The 17,212-nt window shown below is 42.2% G+C and carries 16 protein-coding genes and 1 pseudogene; 5 read left to right on the forward strand and 12 right to left on the reverse strand.

The genetic code is table 11. The annotated features are described in order from the left end of the window. Nucleotides 1-199: 199 nt before the first annotated feature. The 4 genes from adk to galE all read right to left on the reverse strand — a co-directional run bounded on the left by adk (nt 200) and on the right by galE (nt 3,653). Complete coding sequence (adk, locus tag HMPREF9065_RS07105; protein ID WP_021615589.1) at nt 200-844, reverse strand: adenylate kinase; 645 nt, start codon at nt 842-844, stop codon at nt 200-202. Nucleotides 845-975: 131 nt separating this feature from the next. Continuing rightward, a complete protein-coding gene (locus HMPREF9065_RS07100; RefSeq protein ID WP_021615591.1) occupies nt 976-2,274 on the reverse strand; it encodes an AmpG family muropeptide MFS transporter in 1,299 nt (432 codons plus the stop codon). A 15-nt stretch (nt 2,275-2,289) separates the two neighbouring features. Beyond that, the gene (gene hypA / locus HMPREF9065_RS07095) at nt 2,290-2,631 is read right to left on the reverse strand and encodes a hydrogenase maturation nickel metallochaperone HypA (RefSeq protein ID WP_021615592.1); all 342 of its coding nucleotides are present in this window, start codon (nt 2,629-2,631) and stop codon (nt 2,290-2,292) included. Between the two features lie 5 nt (nt 2,632-2,636). Beyond that, nucleotides 2,637-3,653, reverse strand: a complete 1,017-nt coding sequence (galE, locus tag HMPREF9065_RS07090) for a UDP-glucose 4-epimerase GalE (protein WP_021615593.1) — start codon at nt 3,651-3,653, stop codon at nt 2,637-2,639. 114 nt (nt 3,654-3,767) lie between these two features. Between galE and HMPREF9065_RS07085 the strand changes: the two genes are divergently transcribed. Next, complete coding sequence (locus tag HMPREF9065_RS07085) at nt 3,768-4,178, forward strand: DUF805 domain-containing protein (protein WP_021615594.1); 411 nt, start codon at nt 3,768-3,770, stop codon at nt 4,176-4,178. An 87-nt stretch (nt 4,179-4,265) separates the two neighbouring features. Here HMPREF9065_RS07085 and HMPREF9065_RS10415 read toward each other — a convergent pair whose 3' ends face one another. Then, nucleotides 4,266-4,400: a hypothetical protein gene (locus tag HMPREF9065_RS10415; protein ID WP_255345152.1), complete on the reverse strand. Its 135-nt coding sequence runs from the start codon at nt 4,398-4,400 to the stop codon at nt 4,266-4,268. On the opposite strand from HMPREF9065_RS10415, the gene HMPREF9065_RS0109420 reads away from it, so the two are divergent. Further along, entirely contained in the window at nt 4,399-5,730 is a 1,332-nt protein-coding gene (locus tag HMPREF9065_RS0109420) for an NCS2 family permease (RefSeq protein ID WP_033002436.1), read from the forward strand. The genes HMPREF9065_RS10415 and HMPREF9065_RS0109420 overlap by 2 nt on opposite strands. Before the next feature lie 52 nt (nt 5,731-5,782). On the opposite strand, the gene tilS is transcribed toward HMPREF9065_RS0109420, so the two are convergent. Both tilS and accA read right to left on the reverse strand, forming a co-directional pair. Then, entirely contained in the window at nt 5,783-7,093 is a 1,311-nt protein-coding gene (gene tilS / locus HMPREF9065_RS07080) for a tRNA lysidine(34) synthetase TilS (RefSeq protein ID WP_021615597.1), read from the reverse strand. Nucleotides 7,094-7,158: 65 nt separating this feature from the next. Continuing rightward, complete coding sequence (gene accA, locus HMPREF9065_RS07075) at nt 7,159-8,112, reverse strand: acetyl-CoA carboxylase carboxyl transferase subunit alpha (protein ID WP_021615598.1); 954 nt, start codon at nt 8,110-8,112, stop codon at nt 7,159-7,161. A 632-nt stretch (nt 8,113-8,744) separates the two neighbouring features. Here accA and selD point away from each other — a divergent pair. Continuing rightward, nucleotides 8,745-9,785, forward strand: a complete 1,041-nt coding sequence (gene selD / locus HMPREF9065_RS07070) for a selenide, water dikinase SelD (RefSeq protein WP_156901093.1) — start codon at nt 8,745-8,747, stop codon at nt 9,783-9,785. A 539-nt stretch (nt 9,786-10,324) separates the two neighbouring features. Here the strand turns inward: selD and HMPREF9065_RS07065 are convergent. The 3 genes and pseudogenes from HMPREF9065_RS07065 to ribA form a co-directional block, all read right to left on the reverse strand. Continuing rightward, a complete protein-coding gene (locus HMPREF9065_RS07065; RefSeq protein ID WP_021615601.1) occupies nt 10,325-12,301 on the reverse strand; it encodes a KAP family P-loop NTPase fold protein in 1,977 nt (658 codons plus the stop codon). Nucleotides 12,302-12,343: 42 nt separating this feature from the next. Continuing rightward, a pseudogene (locus HMPREF9065_RS07060) lies at nt 12,344-12,574 on the reverse strand (vitamin B12 dependent-methionine synthase activation domain-containing protein); the annotation flags it as partial. A gap of 267 nt (nt 12,575-12,841) precedes the next feature. Further along, the gene (gene ribA / locus HMPREF9065_RS07055) at nt 12,842-13,495 is read right to left on the reverse strand and encodes a GTP cyclohydrolase II (RefSeq protein WP_021615603.1); all 654 of its coding nucleotides are present in this window, start codon (nt 13,493-13,495) and stop codon (nt 12,842-12,844) included. 73 nt (nt 13,496-13,568) lie between these two features. Here ribA and HMPREF9065_RS07050 point away from each other — a divergent pair, with 73 nt between their 5' ends. Together HMPREF9065_RS07050 and nagK are read left to right on the forward strand one after the other, a co-directional pair. Beyond that, a complete protein-coding gene (locus tag HMPREF9065_RS07050; RefSeq protein ID WP_033002437.1) occupies nt 13,569-14,312 on the forward strand; it encodes a phosphatase PAP2 family protein in 744 nt (247 codons plus the stop codon). Nucleotides 14,313-14,363: 51 nt separating this feature from the next. Continuing rightward, on the forward strand, nt 14,364-15,278 hold the full coding sequence (gene nagK, locus HMPREF9065_RS07045) for an N-acetylglucosamine kinase (protein WP_021615605.1): 915 nt from the start codon (nt 14,364-14,366) through the stop codon (nt 15,276-15,278). Between the two features lie 127 nt (nt 15,279-15,405). Here the strand turns inward: nagK and HMPREF9065_RS07040 are convergent, their stop codons facing one another. Beyond that, on the reverse strand, nt 15,406-16,992 hold the full coding sequence (locus tag HMPREF9065_RS07040) for a carbon starvation CstA family protein (protein WP_033002438.1): 1,587 nt from the start codon (nt 16,990-16,992) through the stop codon (nt 15,406-15,408). A gap of 26 nt (nt 16,993-17,018) precedes the next feature. Further along, nucleotides 17,019-17,212 (reverse strand): hypothetical protein (locus tag HMPREF9065_RS10340; protein WP_232209094.1); only part of this gene is annotated, 194 nt, incomplete at its 5' end.

Raw genomic sequence — 17,212 nt, forward strand, 5'->3', positions numbered from 1 at the left:
GGTTGTCAGCCTTGTTCATTATATCGCGAGGATTTTTTCTGTTCATCGCGTAAGCTATTTGCCTCCATACGCATAGTGCATGGTTTTTATAGCTAGACTTTGGCTGGCTATAATAAAAAAGACGGCGTTTGATTTTCACATTAAACGCCGTCTTTTTATCAACGATTGGCTTTTGCCGAATTTTTCTTATTACAGGCAATTACCCTAAGATTTTGTCTAATTCTTTGCTGACATCTTCTACTTTTTGAGTGCCGTCTAAGCGGAAATATTGGGTGTTGCCCGCTTTGGCTTCTGCTTGGTAGTAATCCACTAATGGTTTGGTGGTGTTGTGATACACTTTCAAACGGTCTAACACGGTTTCCGGTTTGTCATCGGCACGGATAATTAAATCTTCGCCGGTGACATCATCTTTGCCTTCGACTTTTGGTGGGTTGTAAACGATGTGGTAAGAACGACCGGAAGGTTGGTGTACACGACGACCGCTCATACGTTCTACGATCACTTCATCCGGTACATCAAATTCCAACACATAATCAATGGCGATGCCGGCAGATTTTAAGGCGTCAGCTTGTGGAATTGTACGTGGGAAACCGTCAAGTAAGAAACCTTTGGCGCAGTCAGGTTGGGCTACGCGTTCTTTTACTAAGGAAATGATTAAATCATCCGGCACTAATTGACCGGCGTCCATTAAGGTTTTCGCTTGTTTGCCTAATTCGGTGCCGGCTTTGATCGCAGAGCGTAACATGTCACCCGTGGAAATTTGCGGGATGGCAAATTTATTCATGATGAATTGTGCTTGTGTCCCTTTTCCTGCGCCCGGTGCGCCTAATAGAATAATTTTCATGTTGTCCTCTTTTTTAAATGAAAAATAACTGAAAAAACCACCGCACTTTTCCTATTTCGGGAAGAAAGTGCGGTCGGTTTTGAAAATGTTTTATTAATCGTGGCGTATGGTTGCTTAATTCCCTAAAAATGTCAATTGCTTGCATTCGGTGTGGTGGCTTTTTCGTTCCACGGGGCGACCCAGCATAAGCAGAGCATGCCTGGGATGGCTAAAAATAAGCAAATCCAGAAGAAATGGTAGTAGCCTACCGCTGCAACGATTTCGCCGGAAAGTGCGCCAAGCCCTTTGCTCGGTAAGGCGGCAAGGCTGGTAAACAACGCTAGTTGAGTTGCGGTGTAAAGCGGGTTGGTTTCCCGTGCCATAAAGGCTACAAACGCCGCGGTGCCAAGCCCCACGCCAATGTATTCGCCACAAATCACAATGCCGAGCTTTAAGCGTGCTGCGTTATCGACAACGTGGAAATAATCAAATCCGGCAAGCCAAATAAAGCCACCGATAGTAATCAGTTGAATAAAACCAAAGACCCAAAGCGCGCGGTTAATGCCGAGACGCAACATCACAATGCCACCTGCCATGCCGGCAATAATGCTCGACCACAACGCGGTGCTTTTTACCACTAAAGCAATGTCTGTTTTGCTAAAGCCCATGTCCACGATGAATTTACTTTGTAATGTGGTAGCGAGGGCATCACCGAATTTATACAGAAAGAGAAACGCAATAAAGCCAATCCCTGCATAAATGCCTTTACGCTGGAAAAATTCTTGGAGCGGAATGGTAAAAGCTTGATAGAACGGCTGCTTGCTTTGATGAATTTGAATTTGTGGTTCGCGACTTAAAAAGAAGGTCATAAATAGCCCACACAGCATGAAAAGTGCGGTCAATAAAAACACCGTTTTCCATGGCAGGAACGTGGCGAGATACAATGACAGTCCACCGGGAATTAAGCCTGCAATACGATAAGCGTTAATGTGAATGGTATTGCCTAAGCCCAGTTCGTTATCGCGCAAAATTTCCCGTCGATAGGCATCTAATACAATGTCTTGGGTGGCGGACATAAAGGCGATGAACGTGGCCAGAAAAATGACAATCTGCATTTGTTCTTTCGGATCGTATAAACCGATCAGGTAAAGACTCAGCAGAAGCAAGAGTTGGGAAATGGCGAGCCAACTGCGACGGCGACCGAGAAATCGAGGAAAATAGCGATCCAGCAGGGGCGCCCACAAAAATTTGAGCGTGTAGGGTAGGGTGACTAAGGTAAAAGCCCCGATGGTTTGAACGCTAATGCCATTATCCGACAACCAAATTGGCAACATTTGCAACAGCACGAAAAGCGGCAAACCGGAGCTGAAGCCGGTAAAAACACAAATCAGCATATTGCGGCTGAAAATTTGAGTGGCGAGAGAAGGCTTAATCGGTTGTTCTGTCATCATGATTTCAGGGAAATTTTATTCGACGGCAATTTCTTTAATGCGGAGTTCATCGCCGCTTTGGCGTTGTAAATGCACGCTGCCGCAATTTGGGCACGTGCTGTTATTGGCTTGAATTTCGACCAGCTGTTTGCAATCCCAACACCAAGCTTTGGCAGGAATAGAAATTAAATGAAGCTTACAATTTTCCGCCGGTGTACCTTGCGCTGCCATTTCAAAGCCAAATTCCAACGCACTGGGTTCAATGCAAGAAAGGGCACCGACCTCCAGCCAGAGGTCGGTGACTTTGTTGACTTTGTGTTGTTTGCATTGCTGCTCAACAATTTCAATGATGTTTTGACACAAAGAGAGTTCGTGCATGACACTTAATCTCTATAGCCTTTCGGGTTATTTTTTTGCCAATTCCACGTGTCTTTCATCATTTGTGCTAAACCGCGCTCTGCTTTCCAGCCCAATTCTTTGGCGGCAAGGCTCGGATCAGAATAGCAAGTGGCGATGTCGCCCGGACGACGATCGACCAATTTATAAGGAATTTGAATGTCATTGGCTTGTTCAAAGGCTTTTACCATATCTAATACAGAATAGCCTACGCCGGTGCCTAAGTTATAAATGTGCAAGCCGGCATCGTCTTGATGGCGATCCAACGCTTTTAAGTGGCCAATCGCCAAATCCACCACATGAATATAATCGCGCACGCCGGTGCCGTCATGGGTGTCATAGTCGCTACCGAATACGGAAAGTTGTGGCAATTTGCCGATTGCCACTTGGCTGATGTAAGGCAATAAGTTGTTTGGAATGCCATTCGGATCTTCGCCGATCAAACCGCTTTCATGTGCGCCCACCGGATTGAAATAGCGCAAAATGGTCATGCTGAATTTGGGTTCAGCTTTGGCAATATCGCGTAGGATTTGTTCCACCATAAACTTAGAGGTGCCGTACGGGTTAGTCGTGCCGCCCACTTTGCAGTTTTCGGTAATCGGAATGATTTCAGGATCACCGTAAACGGTGGCGGAAGAACTGAAGACGAAATTCCACACGCCGGCTTTTTTCATTTCTTGTAATAAAACCAATGAGCCGGTGACGTTGTTCATATAGTATTCGGCCGGTTTTTGCACGCTTTCGCCAACTGCTTTTAAGCCTGCGAAGTGAATGACGGAATGAATCGGATTTTCAGCAAAGATTTTTTGTAACAAGTCGCGATCTAACACATCGCCTTCATAAAATTTTACGCTTTTGCCGGTGATTTGTTTTACGCGATCTAAGGATTTTGGCGAAGCGTTGCAAAGATTGTCTAACACTACAACATCTTTGCCGGCATTTAATAATTCGACGACAGTATGCGAACCGATATAACCGGCACCGCCGGTGACTAGAATGGACATTTTAATTTCCCCTTATTGCGAATATAACTCATAGAAATTGTGTGCTAGTATAACACTGTTTTTAAATCAAAACATGAGACGGATTAGTCGCTTATTTATTCTTGGGAGGAAACTATGAATTGGTATTTGCATGTACTCAAAAACTACGCCACGTTTTCAGGACGGGCAAGACGAAAAGAATATTGGATGTTCTTTTTAATCAGTGCACTAATCAGCATTGTATTGACGCTGTTGGATATCTTGCTAGGAACGTATAGCGTGGAATATGAAGCCGGGCTTTTTAGCGGACTGTATTCATTGCTGATTCTGATCCCGAGTATCGCAGTTGTCGTTCGCCGTTTACATGATACGGATCGAAGCGGATGGTGGATTTTAATTTCATTAATTCCTCTTATCGGTGTTATTGTGTTGTTTGTGTTTATGTGTTTGGATAGTCAGCCGGGAACAAATCGTTTCGGCGTGAACCCAAAAGAAGCTGCATCACAAACGCTTCCTGCGGTCGAAACAGATCGTTTTATCAGCTAATTATCAGTGCGTAGCGTGCAACTTGTTGCACGAATGATTAACCTCGATGCGTAATTCACGATTTTGCACGCTACGATTCTAATTTTTTTATTCAAATAGAGAGAAGGCAAGAAGCATATTCGCTTTCTCTTTTTTATTTCTTGCGCAAACGTTTACTTCTTTTGGCGTTGCGGTAAAATACCGCCCTCTTTTTTTCAACGACAAATTAAAAGGTAATTTCATGTCATCTTCTCCATCTTCCGCTTTAGAAAAACGCTTTGAGTTGACTAAACGCGGCTCTACCGTACGTAAAGAAATTGTGGCAGGTTTAACCACTTTCCTCGCGATGGTGTATTCTGTTATCGTTGTGCCGAACATGTTAAGTGCGGCAGGTTTTCCGGCTGAATCGGTCTTTATTGCAACCTGCTTAGTTGCAGGCTTAGGCTCGCTCTTAATCGGTTTTTGGGCGAATGCGCCAATGGCAATCGGTTGTGCTATTTCTTTAACGGCATTTACGGCATTTAGCTTGGTTATCGGACAAAAAGTGAGTATTCCGGTTGCCTTAGGTGCGGTCTTTTTAATGGGGATTTTCTTCACGCTCATTTCTGCCACAGGTATTCGCGCATGGATTTTGCGTAATTTACCGGTGGGGATTGCACACGGTGCAGGTATCGGTATCGGTTTATTCCTGCTTTTAATCGCTGCAAACGGAGTAGGGCTTGTGGTGAGCAACCAAGCCGGTTTGCCGGTAAAATTGGGCGAGTTCACTGCGTTTCCGGTGATGATGTCATTAATTGGTTTGGCGTTAATTATCGGCTTAGAAAAAATGCAAGTGAAAGGCGGCATTTTATGGGTGATCATTGCGATTACCGTGGTCGGCTTAATTTTCGATCCGAATGTGACCTTTAACGGCCAAGTCTTCAAAATGCCAAGTTTCGGTGAAGAGTCTTTATTCTTGCAATTAGACATCATGGGCGCATTGCAACCGGCCATTTTACCGGTGGTGTTTGCGTTAGTGATGACTGCGGTATTTGATGCCACAGGCACCATCCGCGCAGTGGCAGGACAAGCGGATTTATTGGATAAAGACGGTCAAATCATTAATGGCGGTAAAGCCTTAACCTCCGACTCCGTGAGTAGTTTATTCTCCGGTATTTTCGGCACAGCACCGGCAGCCGTGTATATCGAATCCGCAGCAGGGACTGCCGCCGGCGGTAAAACCGGTATCACCGCGATCGTTGTTGGCGTATTGTTCCTGTTGATGTTGTTCTTCCAACCATTAGCGTTTTTAGTGCCAAACTATGCGACAGCACCGGCGTTAATGTACGTGGGATTATTGATGTTAAGCAACGTCAGCAAATTAGATTTTGACGATTTCGTTGGCGCCATGAGCGGTTTGATTTGCGCGGTGTTTATCGTGTTAACGGCAAACATTGTGACCGGCATTATGTTGGGCTTTGCAGCATTGGTGATTGGCCGTGTGGTGAGTGGCGACTTCAAACGCTTAAATATCGGCACCGTTGTGATTGCTGTTGTTTTAGTGGCTTTCTATGCTTGCGGTTGGGCGATTTAATTCAGTCGATAAAGACAACAAAGGCGCATTTTGATGCGCCTTTTTGTTTGCCTTAATTTTGAAAAACAGTGAAAAAACCGACCGCACTTTGTAGCTTATCATCGTAGAAGATGAGCGGAATGCGTTGGCGTTGCCAAGGGGCGACGTTCAACTGTTGCCACACTTTTTTAATGTCTTTATTCACGCCGTTTGGGGTTAATTTCACCTTGCCCGAATAACGAAATCGAATCCAAACTTTCGTTCCCTCTAAGGGTAAATTTAACGCTTCTTGATGTGTTTGCCCATTTTCATCCTGCCAAAGTGCGGTCATTTTTTCGGTTGTTTTTTGCAGTAACAACGAGCCTAAATGATCCGGCAAGGAAATGGGGTGATCAAATGTTGCCTCAACATATTTCTGTGAAATATCGGTAAACATCGGTGTGAGAAATAAACGGTTTTGATAGCGGCGGACAATGTTATCGCCTAGGCGAAATTGCGGTTGTGCATCGGCTTTCGCGAAAATGACATCCGAAATAATTTGTTCTAATTGCACGAGAGAGGGGAGGGTAACGCCCCAATCTTGCAACCATAAGCGTAACAAGGCGCGTTGTTTCACCGGCGAATAGTCGGCGAAATGTTGCAGGTTAAAAGTGCGGTCATTTTTCACGATGTTTTTTTGATATTCTTCCGCTAACAGCTCATTAAGCAGTTGCTGTTGTTCATAACAATGTTGTGCTGAACGTTGCACTGCCGAATCAAAATGCGCCCAGCGTTGGCGCAATTCAGGCAACACGATGTTACGCAGAAAATTGCGATCGTATTGATTATATTCGTTGCTTTCGTCCTCAACCCAACTTAGCCCTTCCTGTTGTACAAACGCCAGCAATTGTTGTCGGCTAAAATTCAATAGGGGGCGAAAAATAGGTACGCCGTAAACATTGCTTTTCGACGGCATAGCGCCTAAACCTTGCACGCCACTACCACGTTTTAGGGCAAGGAAAAACGTTTCCGTTTGATCTTGTTGATGGTGTGCCGTGGCGAGCCATTCGGTCGGTAAAATTTGCTGTGCAATGGCTTCATAACGGGCTTGGCGGGCACCTGCCTCAATGCCGTTTTTTGCGCTGACGTTAACATGTTGAATTTGCAACGGAATATGGAATTGGCGGCAAATTTGTTGGCAATGGGATGACCAAGCATCGGCATGGGGGCTTAATCCGTGATGAATATGAATGGCGCGCAGCTGAAAGTGCGGTTGTTTTTCACGGAGTTTCGCAAATAAAGCGAGTAGCGCGGTGGAATCCAAACCACCGCTAAACCCAATAAGAAAGTGAGTTTGGTTTGGAGCAAGTTGGCGGAGTTGCTGTGAAAAACAGTCGAGGAGCATAGACGAATGGCACGGGTAGAGGACATTCCCTCCCGTCTTCGGGAGGGATTTAAATGAGACTTTTTTTATACGTAGCCGTAACTCATTAAACGTTGATAACGACGTTCTAGCAGCTTTTCTGTGTCAAAGACGTCAAGGTCGTCTAAATCGGCGAGTAGGCGTTTTTTCAAGTTTTGCGCCATTTCATCGTAATTGCGGTGCGCCCCGCCCAACGGTTCCGGTACGATATTATCAATTAAGCCGAGTTCTTTTAAGCGGCTGGCAGTTAATCCCATGACTTCTGCTGCGGTGGAGGCTTTATCGGCGCTTTTCCATAAAATAGATGCACAACCTTCCGGCGAAATCACGGAGTAGGTCGAGTATTGCAACATATTGACTTTATCACCCACGCCGATAGCCAACGCACCGCCGGAACCGCCTTCACCGATAACGGTACAAATTACCGGCACTTTGAGGGTCGACATTTCGCGTAAGTTACGTGCGATGGCTTCTGACTGACCGCGTTCTTCCGCGCCTACACCCGGATAAGCGCCCGGAGTGTCAATGAAGGTGATGATAGGCAATTTGAAACGCTCTGCCATTTGCATGAGGCGTAAAGCTTTTCGGTAGCCTTCCGGTGCCGGCATACCAAAGTTGCGTTTTACTTTATCTTTCACGGTACGCCCTTTTTGGTGGCCAATCACCATCACCGGTCTGCCGTCTAAACGTGCTAATCCGCCAACAATGGCCTTGTCATCGGCAAAAGCACGATCACCGGCAAGTTCTTCAAATTCGGTGAAAATATGTTCGATGTAGTCAAGAGTATAAGGACGATTCGGATGACGGGACATTTTTGACACTTGCCACGCATCTAAATTTGCAAAGGTTTTTTCGGTTAATTCGATGCTTTTTTTCTGTAAACGGGCAATTTCATCATCAAGATTAATTTCATTATCCTGTGTTGTCATTGCACGCAAAGATTCGATTTTCGCTTCAAGTTCGGCAATGGGTAATTCAAAATCTAAGTATTCTTGACTCATGTGTGATTCCTAATTTTGTGAAAATTTTGCACCGCACTTTAACAAGATTTTGGTAGTGGTGCAATTGGACGCGCTATTCTATGCGTTTTTTTCATAAAAGTCATACCATTTCATCTGGTAACACCAGCTAAGGCTATGTAATGAAAGTGTTTATTGCCTTTACGCGGGAAACGAAAAATGAAAAAAATGCGTGAAATATCAGGTTATGCGCTAATTGACAATCAGCTAAAACGATTTTATTATGTAACCACTTTCAAGATAAGATGTTTGAAAGTCAGGATTGGTCTCCTGAAATAAGCGGGCTGAAGGTATAGAACACTTTTAGTATCAGTATGTCGCAAACTACAAACCATCATCCATCAATGGTGGACTAGGTAGAAACCCGCAAGGACGCGACGCAGCGAACCGCTTGCTGTTAAGACCAATTCTGCTTAGTTCACCACCCTTTTCTCTCATCTTCACATTCATTTATACATCTTGACACCATCGATATCACCTGCTTTTTGTCTTGAAAAAGGCATTTCCATTAATGAATCCTAAACCCAATCACGCTATAATTACGCCATTCGTTTAACAAAAAGGAAGTAAGCATGACAGAGCAGGCTTTGCACGCGGAACAGAATGAATGCCTCATAACAAACGACATTCGGCTGACGCAATATAGCCACGGCGCCGGTTGAGGCTGCAAAATATCGCCTAAGGTTTTAGAGGAAATTTTGCATACCGAAATGGCACCGTTTATTGACCCGAATCTCCTTGTCGGCAACGACACCAAGGATGACGCGGCGGTGTATGATTTGGGCAATGGTACGTCGATCATCAGTACTACGGACTTTTTCATGCCCATTGTCGATGATCCTTTTGATTTTGGACGCATTGCGGCAACCAACGCCGTAAGCGATATTTTTGCCATGGGCGGCAAACCGATCATGGCGATTGCGGTGTTTGGCTTCCCGATTAACAAATTGCCTGCAAGCGTGGCACAACGCATTATTGACGGCGGTCGTTTTGCTTGCCAGGAAGCGGGGATTGCCCTTGCCGGCGGACATTCTATTGACTCGCCTGAACCGATTTTTGGCTTAGCTGTAACCGGCATTATCGACACCGAGAAAGTGAAACGAAATGCCACGGCACAAGCAGGCTGTCACTTGTATTTAACCAAACCGTTGGGCATTGGCGTATTAACGACGGCAGAAAAACAAGGCAAATTAAAAGCCGAACATAAAGGCTTGGCGACCAAGTGGATGTGCCAAATGAATTTGCTGGGCAGTCAGCTTTCAAACATTGACGGCGTTACCGCCATGACGGATGTCACCGGTTTCGGTTTGTTAGGGCATTTAGCCGAAATCTGCGAAGGCTCCAACCTCAATGCCGAAGTTGATTTCGCTAGCATTAAAACCCTAGACGGTGTGTTCGATTACATCGCACAAGGTTGTATTCCGGGCGGTACAAACCGTAATTTCGACAGCTATGGACACAAAATCGCACCGATTACAGATTTACAAAAAGCCGTGTTATGCGACCCGCAAACTTCCGGCGGCTTGCTCATCGCCGTTAAACCGGATTCGGAAAAAGAGGTTTTTGCTGTCGCCAAAGACGCTGGTGTTGAGCTGTATCCTGTCGGTAAACTCATGGAACGACAAGTTACACCAGAATTTATTGTGGTGAAATAGCGTTGATTTTTTGATTAAAGTGCGGTCATTTTTCCAAGTGTTTTTTGAAATGAAAAATATTTGAAGAAATGACCGCATTTTTTTAGTCATGAAAATTTATGCTAGCTCGGGTTTCCTAACGCGTGTTATCAAGGGAGGGGAGATTTTAATTGGTGAATTGGAAGTATATTTCCAATTTTATTTATTTTTCTTTGAATTGGAAACTAAGTTCCAGTTTTAGAATTAACATCAAAATGATAGCGCCAGCGTCCACGCTGGTGCTACTTAATAAAATATTTCGAATTTACCCATAACTATCGGCAGAACCAATGTTCAAAATCGATTGGATTTTTTGACCGCACTTTTAGCTGAGAGGCACAAGCGAGGACGCTTGCGCCATCGTGGGGGGCTTAATAAAACATTATAAATTTTACTTACAACCATTGGCAGAACCAATATTTAAATTTTGACCGCACTTTTAGTTGATAGGCACAAGCGAGGACGCTTGCGCCATCGAGGGAGAATATTCAAGAGTTCTATCCTCTTTCAAATTCTTTAAATTAATCCAACTCATCGTCATTATCTATTGATTCTTTATTCCTGTATCCATCCTTGTACTTAATTGCAAGTTTCACATAATCTTTCTCAATTATTTCTTGATTATTAGCTATTTCTTCTATTAATTTAACTAGTTTAGTTTCATCCCCATAAATTTTTACTAAATTATCCCAATGTAAAGTTTTCTCTCGATAGATAGTAGGATCACTTCCACGTTGCGACTTAACTTCAGAAATTGATGATTTCAGTAAAGATAATAATACTTCATGAGAACTTAGTCTATCATTAGAGATACGCTTTCCTTTTAAAAAGGAGAAATAAAGAATACGTGATAAATTGTAACTTTCTGATAATTCTTTAATTGTTGCAACTGAAATGTCACTCAAAAAAATTTCTTCTAATTTTTCTTCCTCAGTTTTAGATGCTAAGTTATGAGAGTGTCCAACTATTTTTATAATATCAAACTTCCCATACAGATCACAAGAATCAAATAGTTGAGTAATAGTTTCTATTTTATCTCCATCAGGAATATTTATAAGCAATCTATAAACTAAATTCCTCCATATCATATCCGCCCCAAAGTCAAAGAATCCTAGTTCTTTTTCAGGCACTCTTGGTAAATTTCTATATAATGTTGGTATAGTTGCTAGAGCTATTTCTTTAGTAAAGTCTTTTTCATAGTCAATTAAATTGTTAACTACATTTTCTAGAGAATCGTCAGGAACAGCTGATAAAGCGATCTTGAAATCTTCTTCTGACTGCATTGCAAGCCAAACTTTTTGTGATAATTTAACATTTATGAACTCAGGACTCATAACTTGTTCAAAATATAAATCAAAGAATGCCGAATAAGCAATCCTTCTATTTTTTAGGAATTCATTATTTGAATTTATATTATCAATATCAAATAAAATTTCTAAAAAATAATCATACATTTCATTATCTTGAATAAAATTCTTTAACTTATCTTTTCTTTTATCATCATTTGAGCGTACTAAAATATAATCTTTAAGTTCAAAAATTTCTTTAAATTTATTTGGGTAGAAAATCCTTATTGCTTCAATAGTGAGTAAATCAACCACATCAATTTCTGCACCTAATTGTTTAAAAATATTCGATAGTGAGGACGTGTAACGCCTAATATCTCGAATGTTTTTTATTGTTGGCTTAATGATATTCCAATATGCATTAGACCAACGCACCTTATCTAGGTAAACATCCCCTAAAATCTTATCTAAAGATGAAAATAAATTTTCTTGTAATAGTTTTTTAGGTACCTGTGGTATATCGAATGGAATCTGAATTATCTTCTCTAAATAATCCCGTCCATCAATGTTATTATCATTTAATGTTTTAATTACTCTATTTTTATCAAATGATAAAACATAAACAATATTAGGAAAGTTTCCTGTGACTCTGACCAATTTTAGAATTGATTGTAATTCATCAGATGATAAACGGTCTATATCATCTAAAATTACAGTAATAGGTTTACTTATTTCCTTTAGAACTTTAATTAATTTATCACGTTGATTTTTCAAACTGTTTTTTTCTTTCTTTTTCTTTGAAAAAAAACCTAAACAGCCACCCAAGACACTAAAATAATTTCCTACAAATGGAATAGGTTTTAAATTAGATAACAACTCTCCAAAACTACTCAAACTATTAATTAGCTCATTATCATCCTCATAATCTCTTAACTGAGCAGAGATTTCAGTAAAAAATAAAGCAACTAAGTTATGAGCATCACTAAACATCCAAGGATTGAAATCAAGTACAAAAGAATTTTTTTCTAATTCTGGTCGCATTAAATTTATATAGGATGTTTTACCATTTCCCCATTCTCCACATAATCCCACAACCAAACCTTCTTTATAGTCAAATGAAAAAATGTGTTTAGCAAATGCTTCTGCACTACTAGCTCTATCTAATAAATCATTGCTAGAATCTTTTATTGGATTATCGCTTATTAATTCCATATATTTTCCTTTAGTAAATGCTCATATCTTTTATGTGTAACCCTACTTCATCGCCACACCCAACCATTTCATCATCTCTCTCTCATCCCAACCTTTACGTTTGGCATAATCTTGAGCTTGGTCTTCATCGATGCGACCTAAAGTGAAATAGTTGCTTGCCGGGTGGGTGAAGTACCAACCGCAGACGGAGGCTGCAGGCCACATGGCGTAGCTTTCGGTGAGTTTCATGCCGATGCGTTGTTCTACCTTTAATAAATCCTCAGATAGCGCGCGTCTTCTGACGCGTGCTTTTAACCCAAAATAAATAACCTAAATTCATTAATGAAAATAGTGAAAATCTGAATCAAATGAAATTGATGTTTTGGACTCGCGTTAGGAAACGTGAGTCATTGTGGGAATACAAAGATTTTTCATGGATTTTTTAGAACAAGTTAATCAATGCATAAAATAAACGCGCATTGTCTTGTGTCAAAAAAATAGCTCGGGAGAAACGAGCTATTTTCTATCTGATCTATCAGAGAAGTGCGGTCGTTTTTTCTGTTATTTTTGTGGCACTTCTTCTTGGCAATAGGGGCATTCCATTAAGTGCTGTTCGCCATTATGCACAATAAAATGGCCCATTTTTTTAGCTTTGGTGTCGAGATACGCGGTGTTGTAGCGATTTTCCCCTACGTTTAGCGGTACACGCTCCACCACATTAATACCGGCTTGTTTCATTGTGTCGATTTTTTCCGGATTATTGGTCAGCAAGCGAATTTTTTTTACGCCAAGCAAATCAAAAATATCGGCACACACACTGAAATTCCGTTCATCGGCGGCGAAGCCCAAAGCCAGATTGGCTTCAATGGTGTCCATGCCTTGATCTTGCAGAGAATAGGCGCGGATTTTGTTAATTAACCCAATGCCACGGCCTTCTTCACGGTGATAAATTAACACACCACGGCCTTCTTGATTAATTTGGCGCAATGCGGCGGCTAATTGGAAACCGCAATCGCATTTCAAACTGTGCAAGGCATCGCCGGTTAAACATTCGGAATGGATACGCGCCAATACAGGCTCGTCAGTGTTGCGAATATCGCCCAAAACGAGAGCAACGTGTTCTTTTTTGGTGTCCGGAAATTCAAAGCCCACGATTTTAAATAAACCGAATTCTGTGGGTAAATTGGCTTGGGCGACCAGTTCAATTTTTGCCATAACTTGTCCTTTTGTCCTGATTCTTTTTCTTTTAGTGAGTTCTGATGATAAAATGGCAGTCCGATTATCACTTATGGTTATAAATATGTTAAAAAGATTGTCATTATATACATTATTGCTTTGCCTTGTCCCTCTTTTTGTCTGGCTGTCCGCTTGGCAGTGGAATGGCAATATCGTCTTCGAGAGCTACGAACATCCTTTATATTGGTTAACGGAAAGCGGCAGTGTGCCTTACGCCATCATTACTTGCGGCGTTTTTGCGTTGCTATTTTTACCATTATTTTCCAATCGTAAACAATGGATTTTAGCTGTTGCTGTTATGGCTTTTTCCATGGTCATCACCCAAGGTGTGAAATCCGGCTTAAAAAATGCCTTTTCCGAACCGCGTCCTTTTGTGACGTATGTTACCGAACAAACCGGTAGCAGCACTGGCGCGTTTTATGCACAAGATCGTCAAGCACGAGCGCAAATTGTTGAACAATTCTATCAAACACAACGTAATGTGCCGGAATGGATTAAGGGGCATTATGCTAAGGAAGTCGGGTATTCTTTCCCTTCCGGACATACCATTTTTGCCGCTAGTTGGCTCATGTTGACGGTGGGGTTCATGCAATTAATGGGTAACAAAAGCAGTCGTGCAAAATTATTGGTCGGCTTTATGAGCCTTTGGGCAATTTTAATGCTGGTGAGTCGCTTACGTTTTGGTATGCATTACCCGATTGATTTGTTGATTTCTATTATGATTGCTTGGCTCATTCATTTAGGGATTTTTCAATTTTTGGCCAAGAAAAATTACTTTAAGCCAACGGGTCGCTAATTTTTAGCAAAAAGTGCGGTTGTTTTTTAGGTATTTTTAAAGGAGCATCAAATGCTGTACGGATTAGATATCGGCGGAACCAAAATTGAATTGGCGGTGTTCAATTCTCAGTTGGAAAAACAATATTCCGAACGTGTGGAAACACCGAAAAGCAGTTATGAAGATTGGTTAAATACCATTGTTCATTTAGTGAAAAAAGCCGATGAAAAATTTGGCTGTAAAGGGTCGGTGGGATTAGGCATTCCGGGGTTTGTCAATCAATCCACCGGTATTGCAGAAATTACCAATATTCGCGTGGCGGACAATAAACCGATTTTGCGTGATTTATCGTCGTTGTTGGATCGTGAAGTGCGTGCCGAAAATGACGCCAACTGCTTTGCTTTATCAGAGGCTTGGGATGCAGAAAATGCACAATATCCTTCTGTGTTAGGCTTAATCTTGGGAACCGGATTTGGCGGCGGGTTTGTGATTAACGGAAAAATTTACTCGGGTCAAACCGGCATGGCAGGCGAATTAGGGCATTTGCAACTGAACTATCACGCGCTAAAACTGCTGGGTTGGGATAAGGCACCGATTTATGATTGCGGTTGCGGCAACAAAGCTTGTTTGGATACCTATTTATCCGGTCGCGGTTTTGAAATGCTTTACCGTGATTTGAAAGGCGAAGCGTTACCGGCAAAAGAAATCATTCAGCGTTTCTATGCGGGTGATAAAAGTGCGGTGGAGTTTGTCGGTGTTTTTGTTGAGCTTGCGGCGATTTCTATCGGCAACATTATTACGGCTTTCGATCCACATCTTGTCGTGCTCGGTGGGGGATTATCCAATTTCGATTATTTATATGAGGCGTTGCCAAAAGCATTACCTCCACATTTAATGCGCAGCGCAAAAGTGCCTATGATCAAAAAAGCCAAATATGGCGATTCCGGTGGGGTGCGTGGGGCAGCAGCGTTATTTTTATCGCGTTAATCTCCGCGTTAAATAAAAAATAGCACCTAAAATGGTGCTATTTTTTTATCGATTATTTGGTTTCCGTCAGAATCGCGTGCAACTTGTTGCACGCTACGATGTTGGCGGAAACACTTGTTTATTTCGTCTATGTATTAACTAAGGCTTCCGGATCCGCTTCGCCGGAGCGTTTAACCAATGCGAAGAACAACACAACACAAACAATTGTTGTCGCAAAGCCTAGGTAAACTGACAATTGATAGTCTAAACCGAAACCGATTTTGTTGTAATACAAATAGGTTGCACAGACAGTGGTAATAAACCATGCAGGGATAGATGCCACCCAGTGGAATTTATGATAGCGGTATAAATAAGCTGCCGCTGTCCATAACATCACCATTGCCGTCATTTGGTTCGCCCAAGTGAAGTAACGCCATAACACACTGAAGTCAATGGTTGAAACAAAGTAGCCTAATACGAACAATGGCACAGCAATGAACAAACGTTTTGTCAATGAACGTTGATCAATGTTGAAAATTTCCGCTAATTGTAAACGTGCTGCACGGAATGCCGTATCCCCGGAAGTAATTGGAAGTACAACGACACCTAATACTGCAAAGATACCACCAACGAAACCTAAGAAGTGTAATGAGCTGTCATATACTACTTTAGATGGTGAACCTGCGGCGATAGCATCTTGTAACGCTTGCGGGTTCTCATAGAATGCAAGACCAACCATACACCATACTAATGCAATAATACCTTCAGCAATCATCGCACCGTAGAAAATGAAACGACCTTCTTTTTCATTTTCCGCACAACGTGCCATTAACGGAGTTTGTGTTGCGTGGAAACCGGATAATGCGCCACAAGAAATGGTTAAGAACAATAATGGCCAAATCGGCACATCGCCTTTTACTTGGAAGTTTTGTGTGAATTTATCTAAGGTTAAACCTTGACCATCTGCATCAATCGTACGGAAGAATTCGATAGGATCTACCGCACTGAAGTGCGCAGACACCAAACCGTACACCATACCCACAGACATAAAGAGTAATAACGCACCAAAGAGTGGGTAAATACGGCCGATAATTTTGTCAATTGGTAACAAGGTTGCAAGAATATAGTAAGCAAAAATAATCGCAGTCCATACAGAAACTACGTCTGCTTTATCCATTCCCCATACGCTTAAACCACCGGCTTCAACAGCCTTGTGAACCGCTTCGACATCACCTAATTGCAATGCACCTTGAGATGCGCCCATGATGTCCATGGTGATCGTACCCATTAATTGTGCCGGGCTGGCAACGAAGACCACACCAACCAATAAAAGAAGAACAAGCGCTAAAACGTTGATAAAGACTTTTACTGGGCGACCTAAGAATTTACCGGCTAAGTAAGGCATGGTTGCACCACCATGACGAATACTTAACATCCCGCAGAAATAGTCATGCACGGCACCGGCAAAAATACATCCGATGACGATCCACAACATCGCCACAGGTCCGTATAAGGCGCCGAGAATCGGACCAAAGATCGGACCGGTACCGGCAATGTTTAATAATTGAATTAACCAAATTTTGGTTTTAGACATGGGCATATAGTCCACGCCGTCATTGACTTGGTAGGCAGGTGTTTGGCGCTTAGGATTAATGACAAAAATCTTTTCAATGATTTTGCCATAAACAAAGTAGCCTAAAAGCAGCATCAAAATACAGAAGAAAAACCATAACATATGAGAGTTCCTATATGAAGAACCGGTTACAACACAACAGGTTCAAATTGATATTTAAATGATTTACTCAAAAGTGAGTAAGGCGGCGCTATTGTAGGGTGGTGGGCGAATGATGTAAACAGACAGCAATCTATCGGCGGGAAATATCTTTTTGAAATGTGATGGCGGTCACGTTTTTTATTATAACCAGCCAAAGTCTGGCTATAAAAACCATACGCTA

The organism is Aggregatibacter sp. oral taxon 458 str. W10330 (assembly GCF_000466335.1).
Taxonomy (GTDB): Bacteria; Pseudomonadota; Gammaproteobacteria; order Enterobacterales; family Pasteurellaceae; genus Aggregatibacter.